Consider the following 23,586-nt stretch of genomic DNA (forward strand, 5'->3'; position numbering starts at 1 on the left):
GGCTGCAGGTACGGGAAAGATCACCGGCCCAACGGGAGGCATGGACATGCGCAACGAGCTGAAGACCGACGGCCGCACCCTCGTCTACACCGACTTCGGCGGCACCGGCCGCCCGCTGCTCGCCCTGCACGGCGGCATGTCCGAGGGCGCCGCCTTCACGGGGCTGGCCGCCGCCCTCGGCGAGGAGTGGCGGGTCATCGCCCCCGACCAGCGCGGCCACGGCGACTCCGACCGGGCCCCCGACTACAGCCGCGAGGGGTACGTCGCCGACGCGGTCGCCCTGCTCGACCACCTCGGCCTGCGGGAGCCCGTGACGGTCCTCGGCTACAGCCTGGGCGGCCTCAACGCCTACCACCTGGCCGCCGCCCATCCCGACCGGGTGGCCGCGCTGATCAACGTCGACGCCACGGTGCAGATCCACCCCGCCGATTCCGACTGGTTCGCCTTCCTGCGCGGACTGGTCTATACCGCCCCCACCCGCGAGGAACTGCTGGAGGCCGCCGGCCCGATGGGCGCCCAGATCGTCGGGCAGGCGCTGCGCCCGCTCCCCGAAGGATCCGGCTGGCGCCTCCCGTTCCACCCGCAGGACCAGCTCGACTCGATCGAGGGCTGCCGCGGCGACCACTGGGAGGCCTGGCTCGGCAGCGACTGCCCCGCGCTGCTCGTCCACGGCACGCGCAGCGCGGCCCTCCCCCAGGAGGTGGCCACCGCGATGGTCACCCGGCGGCCGAGGACCTCGTACGCACCCCTGGAGGGCGACCACTTCGTACCCTTCCAGGACCCCGAGGGCCTCTACGGGGCCGTGCGCACGTTCCTCGCCGGGCTCTGAGCCGTCTTTCGCCGACCGGGTCACCGGCCGGGCGCGTCCTCACCGATGAGTCCGGCCCGCCCGGGCAGTCTCCATCGTGGTCGACGTCGACAACGATGGAGGAAACGCATGAGCCAGCTGCTGAGAGTCCAGAACTTCATGGTCTCCGCCGACGGATTCGGTACCGGTGAGGGCCAGAGCCTGGAGAGGCCCTTCGGCCACGCCGATCCCGGGAAGATGTTCGCGTGGGCCGGCGCCACGGCGAGCTGGCCGGGCCGCACCGACCCCGGCGGGAGCCGCGGCCTCGACGACTACTTCACGCGGGACTTCCGCAACAACATCGGCGCCGAGATCATGGGCCGCAACAAGTTCGGCCCGCAGCGCGGTCCCTGGAAGGACCTCGACTGGCGCGGCTGGTGGGGCGACGAGCCCCCCTTCCACACCCCGGTGTTCGTCATGACCCACCACGTGCGCCCCTCCTTCACCCTCTCCGACACCACCTTCCACTTCGTCGACGCCGACCCGGCCACCGTCCTGGAACGGGCACGGGAGGAGGCGCGGGGCAAGGACGTCCGGCTCGGCGGCGGGGCCACCACCATCCGCGAGTTCCTCGACGCCGGCCTCGTCGACACCCTCCACGTCGCGGTCGCCGACGAGGTGCGGCTCGGCTCCGGGGTCCGGCTGTGGGAGTCCCCCGACGAGCTGCTGGACCGCTACCACCGCGACGTCGTGCCCAGCCCGCACGGAGGAGTGACGCACCACCTGTTCTGGCGCAGGTGAAAAGCCCGAGGGGCGGCGGGCCGAAGCCCACCGCCCCTCAGGACGTACTACTGCCGGTACTACTTGATGACCGTGATCCGGTCGGCGGCCGGCGGCGCGATCGGGGTCGCGGCCGTCGACTTCATCAGGTACGCGTTGAAGCAGTCCAGGTCCGACGGACCGTTCAGCTTGTTCTTGTGCTCCTTCAGGACGGTGAAGCCGTCACCGCCGCCCGCGAGGAACTCGTTCATCGCGACCCGGTAGGTCCTGGCGGGGTCGATCGCCGCGCCGTTCAGCCTGACCGAGCCGACGACGATCCGGTCCGCGCCGGTCTTCGTCATGTCGAGGGTGTACGTGAAGCCCTTCGACACCTGCAGGATCTTGGGGCTCGCCCCGTTGACCGGGCCGGTGACCTGCTGCTGGAGCGCGGTGATCAGCTGCGCGCCGGTGAGGTCGACGACGTTCATCAGGTTGTTGAACGGCTGGACCGTGTACGACTCGCCGTAGGTGACCACACCGTCGCCCTCGGCGCCCGATGCCTTGTAGGCGAGGTCGGCGCGGATGCCGCCCGGGTTCATGATGGCCAGCTCCGCGCCGCCCTTGTCGGCCGGGGCCAGGGCCTCCAGCTGCGCGTCGGCGATCAGGTCACCCAGCGGCTTCTCCGGCGCGTCCAGGCCGCGGCCCGGGATGTCGGCGGAGATGAAGCCCTGCGGGCGGTTGGCGATCGGGGCCGCCAGGGCCTTCCAGCGGTCGACCAGCTCGGTCATGTCCGCGGCCTTGGGCTGGTCCCGGGAGACGATCTTGTTGACCGGCTTGGGCGCCTGGACCGGGGTACGGACGATGTCCTTGGTCGCCCGGTCGTAGGTGAGGGTGGTGTCCGTGAACAGCCGGCCGTAGGAGGCGGCGGAGGTCACCGTGCGCGGGTTGCCCGCCGGGTCGGGGATGTTGCAGCTGTAGGCCTGGTGCGTGTGACCGGTCACCAGCGCGTCGACCTTCGGGTCCACGTTCTTGGCGATGTCCACGATCGCGCCCGAGATGCCGGCGCCCGCGCCCGGGGCGTCGCAGTCGTAGTTGTACGCGCCGCTCGCGGGCAGACCGCCCTCGTGGATCAGCGCGACGATCGACTTCACGCCCTGCTTGTTCAGCTCGGCGGCGTACTTGTTGATCGTCTCGACCTCGTCGCCGAACTTCAGGCCCTTCACGCCCTCGGCGGTGACGACGTCCGGCGTGCCCTCCAGGGTGACGCCGATGAAACCGATCTTCACGTCCCCCTTCTTCCAGATGAAGGTGGGCGACAGCAGCGGACGCTTGGTCTTCTCGTCCGTGACGTTCGCGGCCAGGTACTTGAACTCGGAGCCCGTGAACTCCTTGCCGTACTCGAAGCAGCCCTCGACCGGGTGGCAGCCGCCGTACACCATGCGGCGCAGCTCGGCCTTGCCCTCGTCGAACTCGTGGTTGCCGACGCTGGTGACGTCCAGGTCCAGCTTGTTGAGCGCCTCGACGGTCGGCTCGTCGTGGAAGATGCCCGACAGCATCGGGCTGCCGCCGATCATGTCACCGGCCGCGGCCGTGACGGAGTACTCGTGGCCCTTGCGGGCCTCGCGCAGGCTGGTCGCGAGGTACTCGACGCCGCCCGCGGGTATGGCTTTGGTGGTGCCGTCGGCCTGACGCTCGGTCACGTTGCCGGAAGAGCCCTGCGGGGGCTCCAGCGTGCCGTGGAAGTCGTTGAACGACAGCAGCTGCACGTCGACGGTGCGGGCCTGGGCGGACGCACCGCCACCACTCGCGGCTCCGGCCGGGAGGGCGGCGGCGACCATGGCCCCGGCGCCGGCGGTCACGGCGAGGGCGGTGAGGGTCAACCGGCGGGCTCGGCGGTGCCGTTGTGGCGTCGCTGACATTTAATCCCCTTTGTGGACAGCGATACTGCATGGGAGGTCCGCCGCAGCCTATGGTCAACGCGCGTAGCACGACAGGGGGTAACCGGTATCGAGCTGGTTACATGCCGGAGAATGAACCGCCCCCGCCGGTACGGAGCGGGACAACGCGGGCTGATCCTCCCCGACTCGAACGAGACGGCCTAGGCTCGTGTCATGACTGACGCAACAGCGGCCCTGGAGCCGGGACGGCAGATTGAGACCCTCGACGAACTGACGGAGGAACAGGCCGGGGCCGTCCTCGCCCTGATCGAGGACGCGGCCGGGTCGGACGGCACCACCGCCGTGTCCGAGCAGGGCCGGCTCCAGCTGCGCGGCGGCCCGCGCGAGGGGATCCGGCACTTCCTGCTCACCGACCGCGGCCGGCTCGCCGGCTACGGGCAGCTGGAGGACACCGACCCGGTCGAGGCCCCGGCCGCCGAGCTCGTCGTCCACCCCGCGCTGCGCGGCCGCGGCCACGGACGGGCGCTGGGCTCGGCCCTGCTGGCCGCCTCCGGCAAGCGGATCCGGGTGTGGGCGCACGGCGGCAAGTCGGCCGCCCGGCACCTGGCGCAGGTGCTCGGGCTGACCCTCTTCCGCGAGCTGCGCCAGCTGCGCCGCCCGCTGGCCGAGGGCGACCCGCTGCCCGAGCCGGTCCTGCCGGCCGGAGTGACGGTGCGGACCTTCGTACCCGGCGCCGACGACGCCGCCTGGCTCGCGGTCAACGCGGCCGCCTTCGCCCACCACCCGGAGCAGGGCTCGCTGACCCAGCGCGACCTGAACGACCGGATCGCCCAGCCGTGGTTCGACCCGGAGGGCTTCTTCCTCGCCGAGCGCGAGGGCGAGCTCGTCGGCTTCCACTGGACGAAGGTCCACGCGGCGGACAAGCTCGGCGAGGTCTACGTACTCGGCGTCCGCCCCGGCGCCCAGGGCGGCGGCCTCGGCAAGGCCCTCACCGCGATCGGCCTGCGCCACCTGGCGGCCCAGGGCCTCCCGACGGCGATGCTCTACGTCGACGCCGACAACCCGGCGGCCCTCCGCGTCTACGAGGGCATGGGCTTCACCACCCACGAGGTGGACCTGATGTACCGCACGGAAAGCTGACCCCCACCCGGCGGGGCCGAACCGGCTCCGCCGGGGCATACCCAGCCCCTCCGGCACCCGAGGAGCGGGGCCCGCGGCGGAGCCCCGAAAGCCCGGGCGCGGCCGGGAGCCGCTCACGCGCCGGCGCCGCACCCGCCCCCTCCGGCCCGGCCCAACCCAGCCCCTACGGCGTTCGGGCTTTCGGGGCCCGGAGCGAAGCCCCGAAAGCCCGGACGCACCCCGGACCCGCTCGCGCGACGGCGCCGCGCAAGCTCCGGCCCCGCCGACCGAGCCCCCGGATCCGCGCCGCGCGACAGCCGGACGGAGCCGGGAAGCCACACGCCATTAACCGCGCATTCAGACGCGCTTGCGACGCTCCGTGAATGCAGCCCCGGCAGCCCCGACTCCGACTGACGGCCGACACTTCCGACGCGCCTGTCCTACCGCGTGCGCGGAAGAATGGAGTCATGAGCCACAAGCCCAGCGCAGGCCCCACCGAGGTCCCCGCCCAGCACCCGTCTCAGACCGCCACCCCCACCACCGCCGCGGCCCCGCTCAGCACGCCGCCGCGCCTGGGGTCCATAGCCGCGCACCGGCCCCACGTGGGCCTCGATCCGGACCTCGACGCCGATCTGGACGCGTACGAGGACAAGGACGGCAACGAGCTCCCCGCCGGCCGGTTCCTCGACCGGGAGCGCAGCTGGCTCGCCTTCAACGAACGCGTGCTCGAGCTCGCCGAAGACCCCACGACGCCGCTCCTGGAGCGCGCGAACTTCCTGGCGATCTTCGCGAGCAACCTCGACGAGTTCTTCATGGTCCGCGTCGCCGGCCTCAAGCGCCGCATCGCGACCGGGGTCGCCACCCGTTCGGCCTCCGGCCTGCAGCCGCGCGAGGTGCTGGACCAGATCTGGACGCGCTCGCGCGAGCTCATGGCCCGGCACGCCGCCTGCTTCCAGCAGGACATCGCCCCGGCCCTCGCCGAGGAGGGCGTGCACCTGATCCGCTGGCCGGACCTCACGGAGAAGGAGCAGGCCCGCCTCTTCACGCTGTTCCGGAACCAGATCTTCCCGGTGCTCACCCCGCTGGCCGTGGACCCCGCGCACCCGTTCCCGTACATCTCCGGCCTCTCCCTCAACCTGGCCGTCGTCGTGCGCAACCCGGTCAGCGGCCACCGCCACTTCGCCCGGGTCAAGGTCCCGCCGATCCTCTCCCGCTTCCTGGAGGCCTCCCCGCAGCGCTACGTCCCGCTGGAGGACGTCATCGCCGCGCATCTGGAGGAGCTCTTCCCCGGCATGGAGGTGCTCGCGCACCACATGTTCCGGGTGACCCGCAACGAGGACCTCGAGGTGGAGGAGGACGACGCGGAGAACCTGCTCCAGGCCCTGGAGAAGGAGCTCATGCGGCGCCGCTTCGGCCCGCCCGTGCGCCTGGAGGTCGAGGAGTCCATCGACCCCGGCGTCCTGGACCTGCTGGTGCAGGAGCTGAAGGTCAACGCCTCCGAGGTCTACCCGCTGCCCGGGCCGCTGGACCTGACCGCGCTCTTCGGGATCGCCTCGCTGGACATCCCCGAGCTGAAGTTCCCGAAGTTCGTCGCCGGCACCCACCGCGACCTCGCCGAGGTCGAGTCCGCGTCCGCGCCCGACATCTTCGCCGCGCTGCGCGAGCGGGACGTCCTGCTGCACCACCCGTACGACTCGTTCTCCACCTCGGTGCAGGCCTTCCTGGAGCAGGCCGCGGCCGACCCGGACGTCCTCGCCATCAAGCAGACGCTGTACCGCACCTCCGGCGACTCGCCGATCGTGGACGCGCTGATCGACGCCGCCGACGCCGGCAAGCAGGTCCTCGTACTCGTCGAGATCAAGGCCCGCTTCGACGAGCAGGCCAACATCAAGTGGGCGCGCAAGCTGGAGGAGTCGGGCTGCCACGTCGTCTACGGGCTCGTCGGCCTCAAGACCCACTGCAAGCTCTCGCTCGTCGTCCGCCAGGAGGGCGAGACCCTGCGCCGCTACTCGCACGTGGGCACCGGCAACTACCACCCCAAGACCGCCCGCCTCTACGAGGACCTCGGCCTGCTCACCGCCGACCCGCAGGTCGGCGCGGACCTCTCGGACCTGTTCAACCGGCTGTCGGGCTACTCGCGTCGCGAGACCTACCGCCGTCTGATGGTGGCCCCGCGCTCGCTGCGCGACGGGCTGATAGCGCGCATCGACAAGGAGGCGGCCCACCACCGGCTCGGCCGCCCCGCGTACGTGCGCATGAAGATGAACTCGATCGTCGACGAGGCGCTCATCGACTCGCTCTACCGGGCCTCCCAGGCGGGCGTGCCCGTCGACATCTGGGTGCGCGGCATCTGTGCCGTACGCCCCGGGGTCCCCGGGCTCTCGGAGAACATCCGGGTCCGCTCGATCCTCGGCCGTTTCCTGGAGCACTCCCGGGTCTTCGCCTTCGGCAACGGCGGCGAGCCCGAGGTGTGGATCGGCAGCGCCGACATGATGCACCGCAACCTCGACCGTCGAATCGAAGCACTGGTCAGGGTCGCCGACCCGGCCCACCGCGCGGCACTGGACCGGATGCTGGAGACCGGCATGTCCGACCTCACCTCCTCCTGGCACCTGGGCCCGGACGGCGAATGGACCCGGCACAGCACGGACTCCGAGGGCCAGCCGCTGCGGCACGTACAGGAGATGCTCATAGACGCCCGGAGGCGCCGGCGTGGCTCAGCCAAACCATGACCCGACCGCAGGTGACGTGCTCGGCGTCTACCTGACATCCCAGGCCACGGCCTTCCTGCGCGCGCTGCGCCTGCACGATGCGGGCGCGGCGGGGACGTCGGACGCCGCGGAGAGCACCGAGGCGGCGCGCGGCCTGCGGGGGGCCGCGCGCCGGATCAGTGGCTCGCTGGCCACCTTCCGGGGGGTGACGGAGTCCGCCTGGGCGGACGGGCTGCGCACCGAGTTGGTGTGGCTGTCCACGACGCTGGCCGACGAGCACGCGTACGCGGCCCGGCTGACCCGGCTGATGGACGCACTGCACCGGCTGTCGAGCTCCTCGTCCGCGGACGTACCCGCCCCCCGCGCCGGCGCGGGGGCGCTCACGGTGGGCTCGGCCCGGGCGGGCGCGCTGCTGGAGCGGCAGCTCACCCTGGCCCGTACGCGTGCCCACTCGGCCACCCTGCAGGCCCTCGGCTCGGCCCGCTTCCACGCGGTGGCGGACGCGGTGGCGGTGCTCGCCTCGGAGGTCCCGCTGAACCTGGTCGCGGCCCGCGGCCGGGTGTCCGAGGTCCTGGCCCCGCTGGCGGAGGTGGCCGAAAACCGGCTGGCCGCCGCGGTCGCCGCGCTTCCGCCGGCCGGCCGCTCGCACCCGTACGACTGCGACCACGACGGGCTCTGGCACGAGGTTCGCCGGCTGCTGCGGACCCACCGGTACGCCCGCGAGGCGCTCGGCGACGACGTGACCCGGCTGGCCGCCGCGGGCGAGGCGCTGGACCGGCACCGTGACGCGGCCGAGGCCGCGGCGGCCTCGGCGACGGCGGCCCGCACCCCGCGCATCGCCCCGGCGACGGCGTACGCCCTGGGGGTGCTGCACGCGGACCAGCGGCACGAGGTCGAGGCGGCCCGGGTGTCCTTTCAGGCCATCTGGCTCCCGGAACCCGCCGCAATCACGCCACGATAACGGAGGGATAACGGATGCTTACGGTCGTGTACATACCAGTCGGAACGCACCAGGCCGTCCGCCACGGTTCACCGTCCGTTCACTCTCCTCGGTCGGCTGCTTCACCTGTTCTGCCTAATTTCGGTGATGCAAGGAGCGAGTCGCCGGTGGGACGAGCGGCTGCCCCGGGCAAACCGACGTAGTCCTCTTCGCACGCCGCCCCGATACAGAAAGCGGCCGGCGGCTTCTGGAAGGAACACCCGAAAGTGAAGCTTCAGCGCAAGAACATGCTTCGTGCCTCTGCTCTCGGAGCGCTCGTCGTGTCCGGCGCCCTGGTCCTCACGGCGTGCGGCTCGGACGACAACACCAAGACCGCCGAGGGCAGCCCGAAGGCCTCCGCCCCCGCCGCCGGCGACATCAAGTGCGACGGCGCCAAGGGCAAGCTCCTGGCCTCCGGTTCCTCCGCCCAGAAGAACGCGGTCGAGCTGTGGATCAAGAACTACATGGCCGCCTGCTCGGGCGTCGAGGTGAACTACAAGTCCTCCTCCTCCGGTGAGGGCATCGTCGCGTTCAACCAGGGCACCGTCGGCTTCGCCGGCTCCGACTCGGCGCTGAAGCCGGAGCAGGTCGAGGAGTCCAAGAAGGTCTGCACCGGCGGCCAGGGCATCGACCTCCCGATGGTCGGCGGCCCGATCGCCCTCGGCTTCAACGTCTCCGGCGTGGAGAAGCTGAACCTCGACGCCGCCACGATCGCCAACATCTTCAACGACAAGATCAAGAAGTGGGACGACGAGGCGATCAAGAAGCTGAACCCGGGCGTCACGCTTCCCGCCACCGCCATCCAGGCCTTCCACCGCTCCGACGACTCGGGCACCACCGAGAACGTCACCAAGTACCTCAAGGCCACCGCCGGTGACGCCTGGCCGTACGAGGCCGCGAAGAAGTGGGCCGCCCCGGGTGGCCAGGCCGCTTCCGGCTCCGCGGGTGTCGCCGCCCAGGTCAAGCAGGTCGACGGTGCGATCGGCTACTTCGAGCTCTCCTTCGCCAGCGCCCAGGGCATCAAGACCGTCGACCTGAACACCGGCGCCTCCGCCCCGGTCAAGGCCTCCGGCGAGAACGCCTCCAAGGCCATCGCCGCCGCCAAGGTCGCCGGGACCGGATCCGACCTGGCGCTTAAGCTCGACTACACCACCAAGGCCGAAGGCGCCTACCCGCTCGTCCTGGTGACCTACGAGGTCGTCTGCGACAAGGGCAACAAGGCGGAGACGCTGCCGACCGTCAAGTCCTTCCTGAACTACGCCGCTTCGGACGCCGGCCAGAAGGTCCTCCTCGAGAACGGCTACGCGCCGATCCCGGCCGAGATCAACGCCAAGGTCCGCGAAGCCATCAACACCCTCGGCTGAATCCTGACCCCGAGGTCCGGCCCGCCCCCCGTCCGGGGCGGCCCGGATCCGGGCCCCTCCCCTTCACCCAGGGGAAATCCGGTGCACCGCCGCCAGGGGGCCAGCCCCCCACACAGACCGGAAAGACCATGGCTTTCACACCCACCCAGATAGACACGGCTCCGCCTGCCATCTCCACGAGCAAGTCCACCGGCCGCGCCGGTGACAAGATCTTCGCCGGGCTCTCCAAGGGCTCCGGCATCCTGCTCCTGGTGATCATGGCGTCGATCGCCGCCTTCCTCACCTACCGCGCCTCGATCGCCCTGTCGAAGAACGAGGGGAACTTCCTCACCACCTTCGACTGGAACGCGTCGGCCAACCCGCCCGTCTTCGGCATCGCCGTCCTGCTCTTCGGCACCGTCGTCAGCTCGATCATCGCGATGGCCATCGCGGTCCCGGTCGCTGTCGGCATCGCCCTGTTCATCTCGCACTACGCGCCGCGCAAGCTGGCCGCGCCCCTCGCGTACGTGGTCGACCTGCTGGCCGCCGTGCCGTCGATCATCTACGGCATCTGGGGCGCCCTCTTCCTGGTGCCGCAGCTGGGCGGCCTCAACCTCTGGCTGGACGAGTTCTTCGGCTGGACCTACGTCTTCGACAAGACCCAGATCGGCGTCGCCCGCTCCCTCTTCACCGTCGGCATCCTGCTCGCGATCATGATCCTGCCGATCGTGACCAGCGTCAGCCGCGAAGTCTTCCTGCAGGTCCCGCGCATGAACGAGGAGGCCGCCCTGGCCCTCGGCGCGACCCGCTGGGAGGTCATCCGCATGTCGGTGCTGCCCTTCGGCCGCTCCGGCGTCATCTCCGCCTCGATGCTCGGCCTCGGCCGCGCGCTCGGCGAGACCATGGCCGTCGCGACCGTCCTCTCCCCGAGCTTCCTGATCTCGTTCCACCTCCTGAACCCCGGCGGCGGCACCTTCGCGCAGAACATCGCCGCGAAGTTCGACGAGGCCAACGAGTTCGGCCGTGACGCGCTGATCGCCTCGGGTCTGGTCCTCTTCCTGCTCACCCTGCTGGTCAACGGTGCAGCTCGCCTGATCATCGCTCGCCGCAAGGACTTCTCGGGGGCGAACGCCTGATGAGCCACGCAATCCAGGACCAGCGCCCCACCCGGGCCCCCCGGTCCGACGCCCGCACCAGCCTCACCCGCGGCGGCCTGCCCCGCTGGGCCCCGGCCGGCATCGCGGCGCTCTCGACCGCCCTCGGCTGCGGCATCGGCATCGCCTTCGACCTCAGCAGCAAGGTCCAGTGGGGCCTGCTCGCGGCCCTCCTCTTCGTCGTCATCACGTACACCGCGAGCGCGGTGATCGAGAACAGCCGCCAGGCCAAGGACCGCGTCGCGACCTCCGTGATGTGGGTCTGCTTCGTCCTCGCGGTGATCCCGCTGCTCTCGCTGATGTGGACCACGATCAGCCGCGGCCTCGAACTGCTCAGCGCGAACTTCCTCACGCACTCCATGAACGGCGTGACCAGCTTCGACGAGGGCGGCGGCGTCTACCACGCGCTGCTCGGCACCATCGAGCAGGTCGCCCTGGCCACCCTGATCGCGGCGCCGATCGGCCTGCTGACCGCCGTCTACCTGGTCGAGTACGGCAAGGGCTCGCTCGCCAGGGCCGTGACCTTCTTCGTCGACGTCATGACCGGCATCCCCTCCATCGTCGCGGGCCTGTTCATCCTGACGACCTGGAACCTGATGCTCGGCTTCGGCCCCTCCGGCTTCGCCGGCGCCATGGCCCTGTCGATCCTGATGATGCCCGTCGTGGTCCGCTCCACCGAGGAGATGCTCAAGCTCGTCCCGAACGAGCTGCGCGAGGCCGCCCTGGCCCTCGGCGTGCCGAAGTGGCGCGTGATCCTCAAGGTCGTGCTCCCCACCGCGATCGGCGGTATCGCCACCGGCGTCATGCTGGCCGTGGCACGCATCGCGGGCGAGACCGCCCCGATCATGCTGCTGGTCTTCGGCACCCAGCTGATCAACGGCAACCCCTTCGAAGGCGCCCAGTCCTCGCTCCCCCTCTACATCTGGGAGCAGTACAAGGTCGGCAGTGAAGCCTCCTACGACCGGGCATGGGCCGCAGCGCTCGTCCTGATCGCCTTCGTCATGATCCTCAATCTGGTGGCCCGCGGCATCGCCCGCTGGAAGGCCCCGAAGACCGGTCGCTGACGCGACTCCTTGAAAGCGAAGTGACCCCTCATGGCTAAGCGAATCGACGTCAGCGGACTGTCCGCCTTCTACGGCGCCCACAAGGCCATCGACGACATCTCGATGACCGTGGAGCCCCGCTCCGTGACCGCCTTCATCGGCCCGTCCGGCTGCGGCAAGTCCACCTTCCTACGCACCCTCAACCGCATGCACGAGGTCACCCCCGGCGGCCGCGTCGAGGGCAAGGTCCTCCTGGACGACGAGAACCTGTACGGCGCGGGCGTGGACCCGGTCGCGGTCCGCCGCACCGTCGGCATGGTCTTCCAGCGCCCCAACCCCTTCCCCACCATGTCGATCTTCGACAACGTGGCGGCGGGCCTGCGCCTGAACGGCAAGTACAAGAAGTCCGAGCTGACGGACATCGTGGAGCGGTCCCTCAAGGGCGCCAACCTCTGGAACGAGGTCAAGGACCGCCTGAACAAGCCGGGCTCCGGCCTCTCCGGCGGTCAGCAGCAGCGTCTGTGCATCGCCCGCGCGATCGCGGTCGAGCCGCAGGTCCTGCTCATGGACGAGCCCTGCTCGGCCCTCGACCCGATCTCCACCCTCGCGATCGAGGACCTGATCGGCGAGCTCAAGGAGCGCTTCACGATCGTCATCGTGACGCACAACATGCAGCAGGCGGCCCGCGTCTCGGACCGCACCGCCTTCTTCAACCTCGCCGCCGTCGGCCAGCCGGGCAAGCTGATCGAGATAGACGACACGGACCGGATCTTCTCCAACCCGTCCGTCCAGGCCACCGAGGACTACATCTCGGGCCGCTTCGGCTAGACCCCGAGGTCACAGACGTCCTGCGGTGCTGCATGGCGGTGCCACCGCAAGGCGAAAGAAAGAAAGAAAGGGCCGGCTCCCCCTGGGTGGGGGGAGCCGGCCCACTCTCGTTCCGGGGGCGGGCCCCGCTACACGAACGCCAGATCCACGACCCAGAAGCACAGCGCGGCGACCAGCGCCGCCGCCGGCATGGTGATGAACCAGCCCAGGACGATGTTCTTGGCGACGCCCCAGCGGACCGCGTTCACCCGCTTCGTCGCACCCACACCCATGATCGCCGAGGTGATCACGTGGGTGGTGGAGATCGGCGCGTGGAAGAGGTAGGCCGAGCCGAACATGATCGAGGCACCCGTGGTCTCCGCCGCGAAGCCCTGCGGCGGGTCCAGCTCGATGATCTTGCGGCCGAGCGTCCGCATGATGCGCCAGCCGCCCGCGTACGTCCCCAGCGACAGCATCACCGCGCACACGATCTTGACCCAGACCGGGATCGGGTCGTCGGCGGTCTGGACGTCGGCGATGACGAGGGCCATCACCACGATGCCCATCGTCTTCTGCGCGTCCTGGAGGCCGTGGCCCAGCGCCATCGCGGCCGCGGACACGGTCTGCGCGATGCGGAAGCCGTGCTTGGCCTTGTGCGGGTTGGACCGGCGGAACATCCACAGGATGACCACCATCACCAGGTAACCGGCGATCAGACCGACGACCGGCGAGAGGAACATCGGGATGACGACCTTGTCGAGCACGCCCGACCAGATCACCTCGGTGCCGCCGGCCAGCGCCGCGCCCACCATGCCGCCGAACAGCGCGTGCGAGGAGGAGGAGGGAAGCCCGAAGTACCAGGTGATCAGGTTCCAGACGATCGCGCCGACGAGGGCCGCGAAGAGGATCCACATGCCCGTGGAGCCCGTCGGCGTCTCGATCAGGCCGCTGCTGACCGTCTTGGCCACCCCGCTGCCCAGGAAGGCGCCGGCGAGGTTCATCACGGCGGCCATGGCGAGGGCCGCGCGCGGGGTGAGCGCCCGCGTGGAGACCGACGTCGCGATGGCGTTCGCGGAGTCGTGGAAGCCGTTCGTATACGTGAAACCGAGCGCGACACCGATGGTCACGACCAGAGCAAAGGTGTCCACGAGGTTCAGGACTCCTTGACCGCGATGGTCTCCACCGTGTTCGCGACGTGCTCGAACGCGTCGGCCGCCTCTTCGAGCACGTCGACGATCTGCTTCAGCTTCAGCACCTCGATGGCGTCGTACTTGCCGTTGAAGAGCTGGGCGAGCAGCTTGCGGTGGATCTGGTCGGCCTGGTTCTCAAGGCGGTTGACCTCGATCCAGTACTCGGTGAGGTTCTCCATCGTCCGCAGGTGCGGCATCGCCTCCGCGGTCAGCTCCGCGGCCCGCGCCAGCACCTCGATCTGCTGCTCGACACCCTTGGGGAGCTCCTCCACGTTGTAGAGGACGACCAGGTCGACCGCCTCCTCCATGAAGTCCATGATGTCGTCGAGCGACGAGGCCAGGCTGTAGATGTCCTCGCGGTCGAACGGCGTGATGAAGGAGGAGTTCAGCTGGTGGAAGATCGCGTGGGTCGCGTCGTCCCCCGCGTGCTCCGCCGCCCGCATCCGTTCCGCGATCTCGGCCCGGGCGGAGGCATCCGCTCCGAGCAGTTCCATCAGGAGCTTGGAGCCCGTGACGATGTTGTCCGCGGATGCGGCGAACATGTCGTAGAAGCTCGTCTCCCTGGGGGTCAGACGAAATCGCACGTGAGGTCCTCGGGGTGCATTGGATTCGGTCAGGCTGATGCTAGGCGCATCCCCCGGCCACGGCTAACCGGCGGTTCCCCAGTGTCCTCCATCAGGCAGAGTGAGGACCACGGACCCCTGTCCCTTCGACGGGAGCCCGGTATCCTATACCCACGAGGGGTATGTGCGGACGACCACGGGAGAAGTCATGACGACCATCGAGGCCGAGGGTTCCGGAGCCGTCCACGGCTACCACCACCAGAAGGCCGAGCACCTCAAGCGGCTGCGCCGGATCGAGGGCCAGATCCGCGGCCTCCAGCGGCTCGTCGACGAGGACGTGTACTGCATCGACATACTCACCCAGGTCTCCGCGAGCACGAAGGCCCTCCAGTCCTTCGCGCTCCAGCTCCTGGAGGAGCACCTGCGCCACTGCGTGGCGGACGCGGCGGTCAAGGGGGGCACCGAGATCGACGCCAAGGTGGAAGAAGCCACGAAGGCCATCGCCCGCCTCCTGCGCACGTAACCGGAGGAGACGTCTCCGCCCCCGCCGGCCGGCCAACCCCAGCCCGGTCGGCGTCCGAGACCCATCCAGCCCCGCCGGCGTTCGAGGCGCGGGGTCCGGGGCGGAGCCCCGGGACGCGGCGCGTCAGCCGGACCAGATCCCCATCAGCACCTCGTCGATCCGGTCCTGGCTCAGCCGCTCCTCGGCCGCGGCCGACGCCGCGATGATCAGCTCGCCGCACAGTTCGATCTCGGCCAGCGCCACGTGGTCCTGCACCGTCGTACCGCCTGCGGGAGTCACGCGTGTCACCTCAATCTGCCACCGGCCAGCGGCCGTCATCGGTCATGCCGCATCACTCGCCGGCGCCCGGTTTCTCAGCGTAGGGAGAGCGCCCGGCGCCGCCCATGGCACGGAAGGACCATTTCCGGGCACCGCCCCATGGCCCGACCGGCCAGCGCCGCCCAGCCCGCCCAACCGGCGCGACCCGCTCGCCCCGTTCCCACTAGTCGGCGATCTTCCCCGCGTAGATGTCCCCGCCGGCCGGCAGCACCACCGTCACCGGTGTCCCGAACCCGTAGAGCAACGTCGTGGACGAGACATCGATCACGCCGTCGTTGACGTACGTGAACCGGTGCCGCACCTTCCGCAGCCGCCCCTCCTCGTCCAGGTACGCGTCGAACGGCACGCTGTCCTTGCTGAACCCTTTCGCCGCCGCCTCCAGCGCCCCCCGCACCTCCGCGGAGGCGCTCCGCGCGGCCCGCCCGATGTCCGTCGTCCCCCGGTAGTGCCGCACCTTGGTGCCGGCCACCTCCGTCTCCCCGACGTACGTCACCTCCTGCGCGCCCCGCAGCAGCTCCGCCGCGACCAGCGGATCGGTGGCCCCGCCCGTGACCAGGTTCCCGTCGGCGAGGGTCGTCGTGTCGACCCGGACCCACTTGTCGTCGGGGACGCCCGCGCCCCGGTTCTTCATGTACAGCGCCCCGGGCACGAGCAGCTCGGTGATGGGCCGGTGCTCGGCCTGCCCCTTCACGTCCGCCGGGAGCATGACCAGCAGCTGCCCCATCCGGTTCCTGAAGTCGACCCCGCCCTCGCCGCGGATCGTGACCCGGGTCCCGCCCGTGGCCATCTCCATGGCCGTACGCGCCCGCGCGCTGCCCGTCCTCGTCAGCGCGTCCGCGGCTCCGCGGACCACCGCCGCCGGGTCCGCGGGGGGCCTGTCGTCACCGCCGCCGTCGCCCGCGCACCCGGTCAGTGCCGTGACGGCCAGCGTGACACCGGCCGCGAGCACCGCCTCGCCCGCACGCCCGCGCAGCCGCCTGTGCTGGTGCACCACCATCGCCTGCCAACCCCCAACGCGTGACCGCTGTCTGCCCGAGGCCCCCACCCGCTCCGTTTAACGAAGTCCGAGGTTTCCCGTCACGGCCCCCGGGCCTCCCGGAACGGCGCCCGGCGCGGGTACCGTTGGAGTGTGGAACTGCATACCGACGCGCCGTTGGTCCCTCCGCTTGTCTCCCTTCCGCCCCAGCGCCCGCAGTTGCAGCCGCAGCCGCCGGCCGGGCACACCACCTCCACCGCCGAACGGGGCTCGTTCTGTCTGGCCGTGTGCAGCTGCGGCTGGACCGGCCCGGCCCGCCGCTCCCGCGACCTGGCCCGCAAGGACGCCTCCCGCCACGCGGAGGGGTGACCGGACGGGGTAACCCGTTCGGACGGCTCGGCTGGCCGGGTCGCACCGCAGCCGATGCCCTGGACTCATGCCAGGACCCGCAGCCCGCCTCGCCGCCCTCTTCTGGGCCCTGCTCGTCGTGCCGGCCCCGGCCGCCGCGGCCTCGGCCAGACCCGTCGGCTCGGCGGAGGGGGCGGGCGACGTGGCACTGGCCGTGGGCCTCACCGTCCTCGCGGCCCTGGCGACCGGACTGTGGCTGCGCTCCCGCTACCGCCGCGGCGCCGGCGAGGCGGACGCCGACGCGGACGGCGGCGACCCGTGAACCACCGCTCCCGCCCGACGGCGGTACGGATGTGCTTCGGCGCGGCCGCCCTGTGCCTGCTGGCGGCCGCGCTGCTCGGCGTATGGAAGCTGTACGCCTAGTACGCCTGGTACTTAGTGCGCCTGTTACGGAGCCCGGCCCTCAGGCCGCGAGGTCGCTCTCCTGGGTGCGCTGGCCGGCCGCCGGGTTCTGCGGCTGCGCCAGCCCCAGCGGCTTCGGCAGCATCCGCTCCTTGGCCCGTACGAGCCGTCCCAGGCGCGGGGAACGGGCCACGGCCCGCACCACCGGGTTCAACAGCGCCATCGCGAGCGGCGCGAGGACGAGGACGACGGCGGCGCCGAGCGCGAAGCCTCCGATGACGTCCGTCGGGTAGTGGACGCCCATGTACACGCGGCACACTCCCTCGGTGAGGGCCAGCGCGATCCCGAGCAGCCCCAGCCGCCGGTTGGCCACGAACAGGCCGATGCCCAGGGCCATCGCGAGGGTGGCGTGGTCGCTGACGAAGGAGTACCGGGCGTCGCCGAACCCGGCGCCGAGGCGCGCCCCGAGACCCGGGTCGAGCACCTGGAGCCCTTCGTGCTGGGCGAACGGCCGTGGCCGCCCGACGAGTTCCCGCAGCGGCACGTTCACGAGCACGGCCAGCCCCGCGGCCAGCGGGGCCCATACCAGCGCGGTGAAGGATTCGACGGCCGCGGGCTCGTCCTGGCGGCGGGCGCCGCGCCAGCACCACAGGACCAGGAGCACCAGGGCCAGCAGGATCCCGTACTCACCGGCCAGGCCGATCGCCCGGTCGAGCCAGCCAGGGGTGTGCCGGGCCGCGCCGTTGATCCGGTACAGCAGGCTGACATCCACGTTCGGCCCACTGCTCGTGAGTCCAGCCATGGTGATGCGGCCCCTTGCTCTTGCCGTGGTTCCCCTGCGGACGCACGCCGGTGTGCGCCCCTTCGCCCCCGTTTTGATCAAGCTCCGTGTCCATGGAACGCCCGTTCTGGCAAGTACGTTCCACTCTCCACCGAATGATCACTCCAACGTTATCGAAGAGTGACTCATCGTCGCAGCTCAGGGCCTTTGGTTCACGGAGAGTTGCCAGGGGCCGCGCTCGACCCGGCACGCTCCGGAAGGGCTTCCGCGCCGTCCTTCGTAACGCGGGTGGCGCCGAAGTAGTCAGGGGTGTCGATCTTGTCGAAGCGGATGACGGCGCCGGTGTAGGGGGCGTTGATCATGTAGCCGCCGCCCACGTAGATCCCGACGTGACGGATGTCCCGAGAGTTCGTCAGATCATCGGAGAAGAACACCAGGTCCCCGGGGAGCAGTTGGTCCCGCGACGGGTGCGGTCCGGCGTTGTACTGGTCGTTCGCCACGCGCGGCAACTGGATCCCCACCGTCTCGTACGCGGCCTTGGTCAGCCCCGAGCAGTCGAACCGCCCGTTCTGGTCCGGAGTTCCGTTGCCGCCCCACAGGTAGGGGGTGCCTAGCTGCTTCTGCGCGAAGTAGATTGCCCCGGCCGCCTGTTGGGAGGGCGCGACCCGGCCCACCGGCCGGGCGAAGCTCTTCGCCAGGCTGGTGATCGCCTTCACGTACCCCTGGGTCTCCTTGTACGGGGGCACCCCGCCGTACTTGATGACCGCGTACGCCCCCGCGTTGTAGGCGGCGAGCATGTTCGACGCCGGGTCACCGGGCACGCTCGCCACGTCCTTGGCCAGCTCGCAGTCGTACGAGGCCGCCGAGGGGATCGCGTCGTTGGGATCCCAGATGTCCCGGTCCCCGTCGCCGTCCCCGTCGATGCCGTGGCCCGCCCAGGTGCCCGGGATGAACTGCGCGATGCCCCGCGCGTCCGCCGGGCTGACCGCGCTGGGGTTCCAGCCGCTCTCCGAGTACAGCTGGGCGGCGAGCAGCGCCGGGTTGACGGCAGGGCAGAGGTTGCCCCACTTCTCCACCAGCGCCTGGTACTTCGCGGGCACCGCCCCCTTGGCCAGGCCCACCGCACCGCCGCCGGCCGCGCGCCCCAGCCCCGCCGCGGCGGAGTAGGTGCCCACGACGATCAGCACGAGGAAGCCCAGGCACAGCCCGATCCCGATCCCGCCGGCCATCCAGAATCTGCGCACCCGTCAACCCTCCCCCATCGCCGCCCCTTTCGGACGCGATTCGACCGTGTCGCCTGTCCTACTACCCCACTTGCCATCTTTGACGGAGAGCGGACGGCCGTCCAGTCCGTCCCCGGGGCACGGACCGGGCGCGTACGGGGCTCAGACCGGGCGCGTACGGGGCTCAGACCGGGCGCGTACGGGGCTCAGCCGGGGGCGCGCGGCTACCGGGGTGCGACGAAGAGGCTCTGCGCGCTCCGCCCGACCGGCCCCTTCTCGTCGTGCAGCCGCGCGTCCGCCAGCCCGATCCCGCCGGCGTCCACGCTGGTGGCGGCCTCCACGCAGACCCATTCGCCCACCGGGTGCCGGTGCAGGTGGACGGTCAGGTCGCCGTTGACGAAGACGAAGCGCTGGAAGTCCATCACCGCACTGATGCCGTTCCCCGAGTCGGCCGCGACCAGCACCCGGTCCAGCGCCCTGGGCTCCTCCCCCGCCAGCAACGGCACCCTCATGCGCATCCAGCAGGTGCCCGGTCCCGGCTCGACGAACGCGCCCTCGGCGAACCGGCTCTCCACCGCCGTGTGGTAGCCGACGTCCCACGGCACCGGGAAGAACGGGGTCTGCGCCACCTCCCCCGGCGAGGGCAGCACCGGCCCCGGCACCACCGCCGGCACGGCCTCCTGCGCGACCCTGATCCGCAGGGCCCGCGCGAGCATCACCGGAGCCGCGGCGCCCTCCGGTGTGAGGGCCGCCTCGACCACCTCCGTGCTGCGGCCGGCCCGGAGCACGCTCGTGGTGATCTCCAGTGCGCCGATCGGCACCGGGCGCAGGATCTCGTACGTGATGCGCGCGATCCGCATGTCCGTCCGCCCACCGGGCCGCTCCTCGACCGCCCGCCCGAGCAGCGCGGCGGGCGGCCCGGCGTGCTGCGACCCGGGGTCCCACGGGCCCCGCGTGTACTCGGTGGCGGCGAACCGCCCGGCATCGATCCGCTCGTAGAACCCCTCGACAGCGCCCATGCGGCTCACGTTACCGACAGGTAACCACGGGCACCAGCCCCGCGCCCCGCCCATCCGGTCGGCTCAGCGGGCGAACCCCAGCCCCACCCCCAGCCCCACCAGCACCGACCCGATCGCCCGGTTCAGCGTCTTCTGCGCCTTCAGCATCCGCTCGCGCAGCCTTGAGTCGGAGAAGAACAACGCCACCGCCCCGAACCAGCCCAAGTGCGCCGCCGACATGAACAGCCCGTACCCGGCCTGCTGCCACACCGGCGTCTCCGGCCCGACCACCTGCGTGAACGTCGACACCACGAACAGCGTCGTCTTCGGGTTCAGCACATTGGTCAGGAACCCCGACCGCAGCGCCCCGGCGCGCGTCAGCTCCGGCTTCGACTCCAGGTCCACGGTCACCCCGTCCCGCGCCCGGAAGGTCCGTATCCCGATCCACACCAGATACGCCGCACCGGCCAGCTTGATCGCCGTGAACAGCGCGGTCGAGGAGGCGATCAGCAGCCCCACGCCGAGCATCGTGTACGTGACGTGGACCAGCACACCGGCGGCGACCCCGGCGGCGGCGAACAGCCCGGTGGGCCGTCCGTAGAGGTAGCTGTTGCGGACCACCATGGCGAAATCGGCGCCGGGACTGATCACGGCGAGGAGGGTGATGACTGCGACTGCGATCACTTCTGTCATGCGCCGATGCTCGGCCCCCGCCCCGCCCCGACTCAACCCCCTTTTCCCGTACGCATACTTGACACCATGCCCCCGCAGCCCCCGCTCTCCCTCGTCCCCTTCCGGCCCGCCACCGACGGCCCCCTGCTCCGCACCTGGGTCACCACCCGCGCCGAGCTGATGACCTGGGCCGGTCCCTCCTTCTCCTGGCCCCTGGACGAGGCCCAGCTCACCGCGTACGCCGCCGAGCCCGGCCGCCGCACCTGGACCGCCCTGTCCCCGGCCGGCGAGCCCGTGGGACACGTCTCCGTCTCCGGCACCCGGCTCGGCCGGGTGCTGATCGCCCCCGGCGCCCGCGCCCACGGCCTCGGCTCGGCCCTCGTCGCGCACGCCGTGGAACTCTGCTTCGGCGAACTGGAACTCCCGGAGATCACCCTGGGCGTCTGGTCCCACAACACGGCGGCGCTGCGGATCTACGAGAAGCTCGGATTCCGCACGCAGCAGGTGATCGAGGACGTGGAACGGGTCGACGGCATCCCGTGGACGGCCGTCCAGATGCGACTGCCCGCCCCCCACCGGTCACAATGAACCAGTGGCCCTACCTCCCCTCCCCGTCCTGCAAGCCGACTGCTCGAAGTGCTTCGCGCTCTGCTGCGTCGCCCTGCCCTTCGCCAAGTCGAACGACTTCGCCGTGAACAAGCCCGCCGGAACCCCCTGCACCAACCTCCGGCAGGACTTCCGCTGCGGCATCCACACCCGGCTGCGCGACGAGGGATTCCCGGGCTGCACGGTCTTCGACTGCTTCGGCGCGGGCCAGCAGGTCTCCCAGGTCACCTTCGGCGGCCGCGACTGGCGCACCGGCCCGGGCACGGCCCGCCCGATGTTCGAGGTCTTCCCCGTGATGCGGCAGCTGCACGAGCTGCTCTTCTACCTCTCCGAGGCCCTCACCCTCACCGCCGCCGCCCCCGTCCACCCCGACCTGCGCCGCGTCCTCGCCACCGCGGAGGAGTGGACGCGCGCCGACGCGGCCGCCCTCGCCGCCCTGGACGTGTCCGCCCTCCGCCAGGACGCGAACACGCTGCTGCTCAAGACCAGCGAGCTCGTACGGGCCAAGGTGCCCGGCCGCAGGAAGAACCACCGCGGCGCCGACCTGATGGGCGCCCGCCTCTCCGGCGCCGACCTGCGCGGCGCGAACCTGCGCGGCGCCTACCTGATCGCCGCCGACCTCAGCCGCGCCGACCTCCGCACCGCGGACATGATCGGCGCCGACCTCCGGGACGCCGACCTGCGCGACGCCGACCTGCGCGGGGCCGTCTTCCTCACCCAGCCCCAGCTGAACGCCGCCCGCGGCAACGCCGGGACCCGCATCCCCACCACCCTCACTCGCCCCGCCCACTGGGCCTGAGCACGACACCCGCCCCGCCGCTCGCCGTGCGGACCCGCACGGCGAGCGGCGAAGGCGCATACGCCGAAGCCTCGTACGCCGAAGCCTCGTACGCCGAAGCCTCGTACGCCGAAGCCTCGTACGCCGAAGCCTCGTACGCCGAAGCCTCGTACGCCGAAGGCCCGCACCCCGAAACCTCAGGGCCGGACGATGGCCGTCCACCCCGAAGGACACGTCACGACGCCCGCCGTGTGCGTGCAGAAGTTCTCGTAGATGTCGCCCGCGGTCGTCAGCACCTTGATCCGCACCGTGTTGCCCTCGCTGGCGATGGACACGCTGCACGCGTTGCGCGGGTGGCCCGGGTTCGCCGGCGTGGTGAGGTTCTTCCAGGAGTACGGCCCCGGGACGGGCGCCACCGTCCGCCGCCCGATGAAGGTCCGCCCCCGGTCCAGGGCCGCGGTGAACTCCAGGTTCGCCGTACCCCGCACCGTGTCGATGTCCGAGCACGGCCCCGGCGCGCCCGGCGCACCCGGCCGCCCGGGAGGACCTGCCGGACCCCGGTCGCCCTTGGGCCCCTTCGGCCCCGGCGGCCCCTTCGGCCCCCGTGACCCCCGTGGCTCCGCACAGCCCTCACCACCGGCCTCCGGCGTGGCCCTCACCTCCTCCTTCCCGCTCGCTCTCGAGCCGTCGTCGCACTCCCGGCCCGCGAAGACCTCCGCCTCCGCTCCCACCGGGGCCGCCCACGCCGAAGCCGGGAAACCCGTGAGCCCGAGCGCCAACGGCACCGCCAGGCCACCGGCCAGCCACGCACGCCGACCTGCCCTGATCACCGAACCCATACGTTCCTCCTCCTGTCGCCCTGCCGAACGACCGGAGCATCACCCGCACCGGCGCGTACGGATGGAATGACTGACGGAATGTCGGACATATGTCAGCGAGACGGCCCAACGACACGCCCCGGCACTCCGCCGAACGGCGGCCCCTCACCCCACCCCCCGCACGCCGGGACGGCGATCATTGCCCGGCGTCACCCCTCGTGATACACACAGTGACCATACGCACATTCGCATACCCACCACCCGTGCCCAGGTCAGAGCGCACGGTCGGGTCACAGGCCGGGACATCGGGTAAAGAGAGCCGTCAAGTCGACGACGACGGCGGTTTCATCAGCGAAGATAGTGAGTGACCCCTGCCGTCGGGCACGGGCTACCGGAACTACCCATACAGGGGCGGTGAGTTACATGATCCTGGCAGCCGAAAAGGGCGACATCACCACCATCATCGGCGGAATCGCCCCGAACTGGGGGCCGTTCGGCAGTCTCGGCAACGAAGCGAAGGTCATGATCGAAGTGGTCATGGCCGTAGCGATCCTCCTCTGCCTCGGCATCGCCATCTGGGGGGCGGCCAAGCAGCGCATCGGCGCCACCGCGCTGCGCGACACGTTCAGCGCCGAACAGGGCAAGGGCCTCATCGTGGCCGGCCTGACCGGAGTCTTCATCATCGGCTCCCTCGGGACGCTCTTCACGATCGTCTACGGAATGGCCGTCTAGCCGCACCACCCGCCCCGCCCACCCGGCCGGACGGCCGCACCTGATGAGGAATCACCAC

At 71.0% G+C, this 23,586-nt stretch carries 25 protein-coding genes and 1 pseudogene; 15 read left to right on the forward strand and 11 right to left on the reverse strand.

All coding sequences use genetic code 11. The features are described from left to right. Window positions 1-46: 46 nt before the first annotated feature. Together ACZ6Y1_RS29860 and ACZ6Y1_RS29865 are read left to right on the forward strand one after the other, a co-directional pair. On the forward strand, window positions 47-829 hold the full coding sequence (locus tag ACZ6Y1_RS29860; protein ID WP_469636705.1) for an alpha/beta fold hydrolase: 783 nt from the start codon (window positions 47-49) through the stop codon (window positions 827-829). Window positions 830-937: 108 nt separating this feature from the next. Continuing rightward, window positions 938-1,588, forward strand: a complete 651-nt coding sequence (locus tag ACZ6Y1_RS29865; protein ID WP_469636708.1) for a dihydrofolate reductase family protein — start codon at window positions 938-940, stop codon at window positions 1,586-1,588. A 59-nt stretch (window positions 1,589-1,647) separates the two neighbouring features. Here the strand turns inward: ACZ6Y1_RS29865 and ACZ6Y1_RS29870 are convergent, their stop codons facing one another. After that, window positions 1,648-3,465, reverse strand: a complete 1,818-nt coding sequence (locus tag ACZ6Y1_RS29870; protein ID WP_469636711.1) for a bifunctional metallophosphatase/5'-nucleotidase — start codon at window positions 3,463-3,465, stop codon at window positions 1,648-1,650. A 192-nt stretch (window positions 3,466-3,657) separates the two neighbouring features. On the opposite strand from ACZ6Y1_RS29870, the gene mshD reads away from it, so the two are divergent. The 7 genes from mshD (at window position 3,658) to pstB (ending at window position 12,621) form a co-directional block, all read left to right on the forward strand. Continuing rightward, window positions 3,658-4,584, forward strand: a complete 927-nt coding sequence (gene mshD / locus ACZ6Y1_RS29875) for a mycothiol synthase (RefSeq protein WP_469636714.1) — start codon at window positions 3,658-3,660, stop codon at window positions 4,582-4,584. Window positions 4,585-5,030: 446 nt separating this feature from the next. Continuing rightward, complete coding sequence (locus tag ACZ6Y1_RS29880; RefSeq protein WP_469636717.1) at window positions 5,031-7,295, forward strand: RNA degradosome polyphosphate kinase; 2,265 nt, start codon at window positions 5,031-5,033, stop codon at window positions 7,293-7,295. After that, a complete protein-coding gene (locus ACZ6Y1_RS29885; RefSeq protein WP_469636720.1) occupies window positions 7,276-8,235 on the forward strand; it encodes a CHAD domain-containing protein in 960 nt (319 codons plus the stop codon). The genes ACZ6Y1_RS29880 and ACZ6Y1_RS29885 overlap by 20 nt, the downstream gene beginning before the upstream one ends. Window positions 8,236-8,480: 245 nt before the next feature. Further along, on the forward strand, window positions 8,481-9,617 hold the full coding sequence (pstS, locus tag ACZ6Y1_RS29890) for a phosphate ABC transporter substrate-binding protein PstS (RefSeq protein ID WP_469636723.1): 1,137 nt from the start codon (window positions 8,481-8,483) through the stop codon (window positions 9,615-9,617). 128 nt (window positions 9,618-9,745) lie between these two features. Beyond that, window positions 9,746-10,732, forward strand: coding sequence for a phosphate ABC transporter permease subunit PstC (gene pstC, locus ACZ6Y1_RS29895; RefSeq protein WP_469636726.1), 987 nt, complete (start codon window positions 9,746-9,748; stop codon window positions 10,730-10,732). Next, the gene (pstA, locus tag ACZ6Y1_RS29900; protein ID WP_469636729.1) at window positions 10,732-11,814 is read left to right on the forward strand and encodes a phosphate ABC transporter permease PstA; all 1,083 of its coding nucleotides are present in this window, start codon (window positions 10,732-10,734) and stop codon (window positions 11,812-11,814) included. The genes pstC and pstA overlap by 1 nt, the downstream gene beginning before the upstream one ends. A gap of 30 nt (window positions 11,815-11,844) precedes the next feature. Beyond that, window positions 11,845-12,621, forward strand: a complete 777-nt coding sequence (gene pstB / locus ACZ6Y1_RS29905) for a phosphate ABC transporter ATP-binding protein PstB (RefSeq protein WP_469636732.1) — start codon at window positions 11,845-11,847, stop codon at window positions 12,619-12,621. Between the two features lie 128 nt (window positions 12,622-12,749). Here the strand turns inward: pstB and ACZ6Y1_RS29910 are convergent, their stop codons facing one another. Together ACZ6Y1_RS29910 and ACZ6Y1_RS29915 are read right to left on the reverse strand one after the other, a co-directional pair. Beyond that, the gene (locus ACZ6Y1_RS29910; protein WP_469636735.1) at window positions 12,750-13,748 is read right to left on the reverse strand and encodes an inorganic phosphate transporter; all 999 of its coding nucleotides are present in this window, start codon (window positions 13,746-13,748) and stop codon (window positions 12,750-12,752) included. Between the two features lie 5 nt (window positions 13,749-13,753). After that, the gene (locus tag ACZ6Y1_RS29915; RefSeq protein WP_469636738.1) at window positions 13,754-14,374 is read right to left on the reverse strand and encodes a DUF47 domain-containing protein; all 621 of its coding nucleotides are present in this window, start codon (window positions 14,372-14,374) and stop codon (window positions 13,754-13,756) included. A 187-nt stretch (window positions 14,375-14,561) separates the two neighbouring features. Here ACZ6Y1_RS29915 and ACZ6Y1_RS29920 point away from each other — a divergent pair, with 187 nt between their 5' ends. Then, complete coding sequence (locus ACZ6Y1_RS29920; protein WP_384590818.1) at window positions 14,562-14,876, forward strand: metal-sensitive transcriptional regulator; 315 nt, start codon at window positions 14,562-14,564, stop codon at window positions 14,874-14,876. Window positions 14,877-14,999: 123 nt separating this feature from the next. Here the strand turns inward: ACZ6Y1_RS29920 and ACZ6Y1_RS29925 are convergent, their stop codons facing one another. Next, the gene (locus tag ACZ6Y1_RS29925) at window positions 15,000-15,194 is read right to left on the reverse strand and encodes a hypothetical protein (protein ID WP_469636742.1); all 195 of its coding nucleotides are present in this window, start codon (window positions 15,192-15,194) and stop codon (window positions 15,000-15,002) included. Between the two features lie 163 nt (window positions 15,195-15,357). Continuing rightward, window positions 15,358-16,191: an SCO4651 family lipoprotein gene (locus tag ACZ6Y1_RS29930; protein ID WP_469636745.1), complete on the reverse strand. Its 834-nt coding sequence runs from the start codon at window positions 16,189-16,191 to the stop codon at window positions 15,358-15,360. A 132-nt stretch (window positions 16,192-16,323) separates the two neighbouring features. On the opposite strand from ACZ6Y1_RS29930, the gene ACZ6Y1_RS29935 reads away from it, so the two are divergent. Further along, window positions 16,324-16,539 carry a hypothetical protein gene (locus tag ACZ6Y1_RS29935; RefSeq protein WP_469636748.1) on the forward strand — a complete coding sequence of 72 codons (216 nt, stop codon included), beginning with the start codon at window positions 16,324-16,326 and terminating at the stop codon, window positions 16,537-16,539. Window positions 16,540-16,606: 67 nt separating this feature from the next. After that, window positions 16,607-16,840 (forward strand): hypothetical protein, encoded by a 234-nt coding sequence (locus tag ACZ6Y1_RS29940; RefSeq protein ID WP_469636752.1) that lies wholly within the window; start codon window positions 16,607-16,609, stop codon window positions 16,838-16,840. Window positions 16,841-16,981: 141 nt separating this feature from the next. On the opposite strand, the gene ACZ6Y1_RS29945 is transcribed toward ACZ6Y1_RS29940, so the two are convergent. From ACZ6Y1_RS29945 to ACZ6Y1_RS29960, 4 genes are all read right to left on the reverse strand, one after another. Then, a complete protein-coding gene (locus ACZ6Y1_RS29945) occupies window positions 16,982-17,722 on the reverse strand; it encodes a phosphatase PAP2 family protein (protein WP_469636755.1) in 741 nt (246 codons plus the stop codon). A 191-nt stretch (window positions 17,723-17,913) separates the two neighbouring features. Beyond that, window positions 17,914-18,930, reverse strand: a complete 1,017-nt coding sequence (locus ACZ6Y1_RS29950) for a C40 family peptidase (protein ID WP_469636813.1) — start codon at window positions 18,928-18,930, stop codon at window positions 17,914-17,916. Between the two features lie 218 nt (window positions 18,931-19,148). Continuing rightward, window positions 19,149-19,943, reverse strand: coding sequence for a thioesterase family protein (locus ACZ6Y1_RS29955; RefSeq protein ID WP_469636758.1), 795 nt, complete (start codon window positions 19,941-19,943; stop codon window positions 19,149-19,151). Between the two features lie 63 nt (window positions 19,944-20,006). Further along, a complete protein-coding gene (locus ACZ6Y1_RS29960; protein ID WP_469636761.1) occupies window positions 20,007-20,615 on the reverse strand; it encodes a LysE family translocator in 609 nt (202 codons plus the stop codon). Window positions 20,616-20,681: 66 nt separating this feature from the next. Between ACZ6Y1_RS29960 and ACZ6Y1_RS29965 the strand changes: the two genes are divergently transcribed. Then, on the forward strand, window positions 20,682-21,182 hold the full coding sequence (locus ACZ6Y1_RS29965; RefSeq protein WP_469636764.1) for a GNAT family N-acetyltransferase: 501 nt from the start codon (window positions 20,682-20,684) through the stop codon (window positions 21,180-21,182). Between the two features lie 4 nt (window positions 21,183-21,186). Next, a complete protein-coding gene (locus ACZ6Y1_RS29970; RefSeq protein ID WP_469636767.1) occupies window positions 21,187-21,999 on the forward strand; it encodes a pentapeptide repeat-containing protein in 813 nt (270 codons plus the stop codon). Window positions 22,000-22,071: 72 nt separating this feature from the next. Here ACZ6Y1_RS29970 and ACZ6Y1_RS29975 read toward each other — a convergent pair. Further along, window positions 22,072-22,212: pseudogene (locus tag ACZ6Y1_RS29975) on the reverse strand (pentapeptide repeat-containing protein); the annotation flags it as partial. Beyond that, window positions 22,176-22,466, reverse strand: a complete 291-nt coding sequence (locus ACZ6Y1_RS29980; protein ID WP_469636770.1) for a hypothetical protein — start codon at window positions 22,464-22,466, stop codon at window positions 22,176-22,178. The gene ACZ6Y1_RS29980 and the pseudogene ACZ6Y1_RS29975, both read right to left, overlap by 37 nt. A gap of 753 nt (window positions 22,467-23,219) precedes the next feature. Here ACZ6Y1_RS29980 and ACZ6Y1_RS29985 point away from each other — a divergent pair. Continuing rightward, window positions 23,220-23,528: a hypothetical protein gene (locus ACZ6Y1_RS29985; RefSeq protein ID WP_008742356.1), complete on the forward strand. Its 309-nt coding sequence runs from the start codon at window positions 23,220-23,222 to the stop codon at window positions 23,526-23,528. Window positions 23,529-23,586: the final 58 nt, after the last annotated feature.

The organism is Streptomyces sp. NPDC053432 (genome assembly GCF_055585365.1).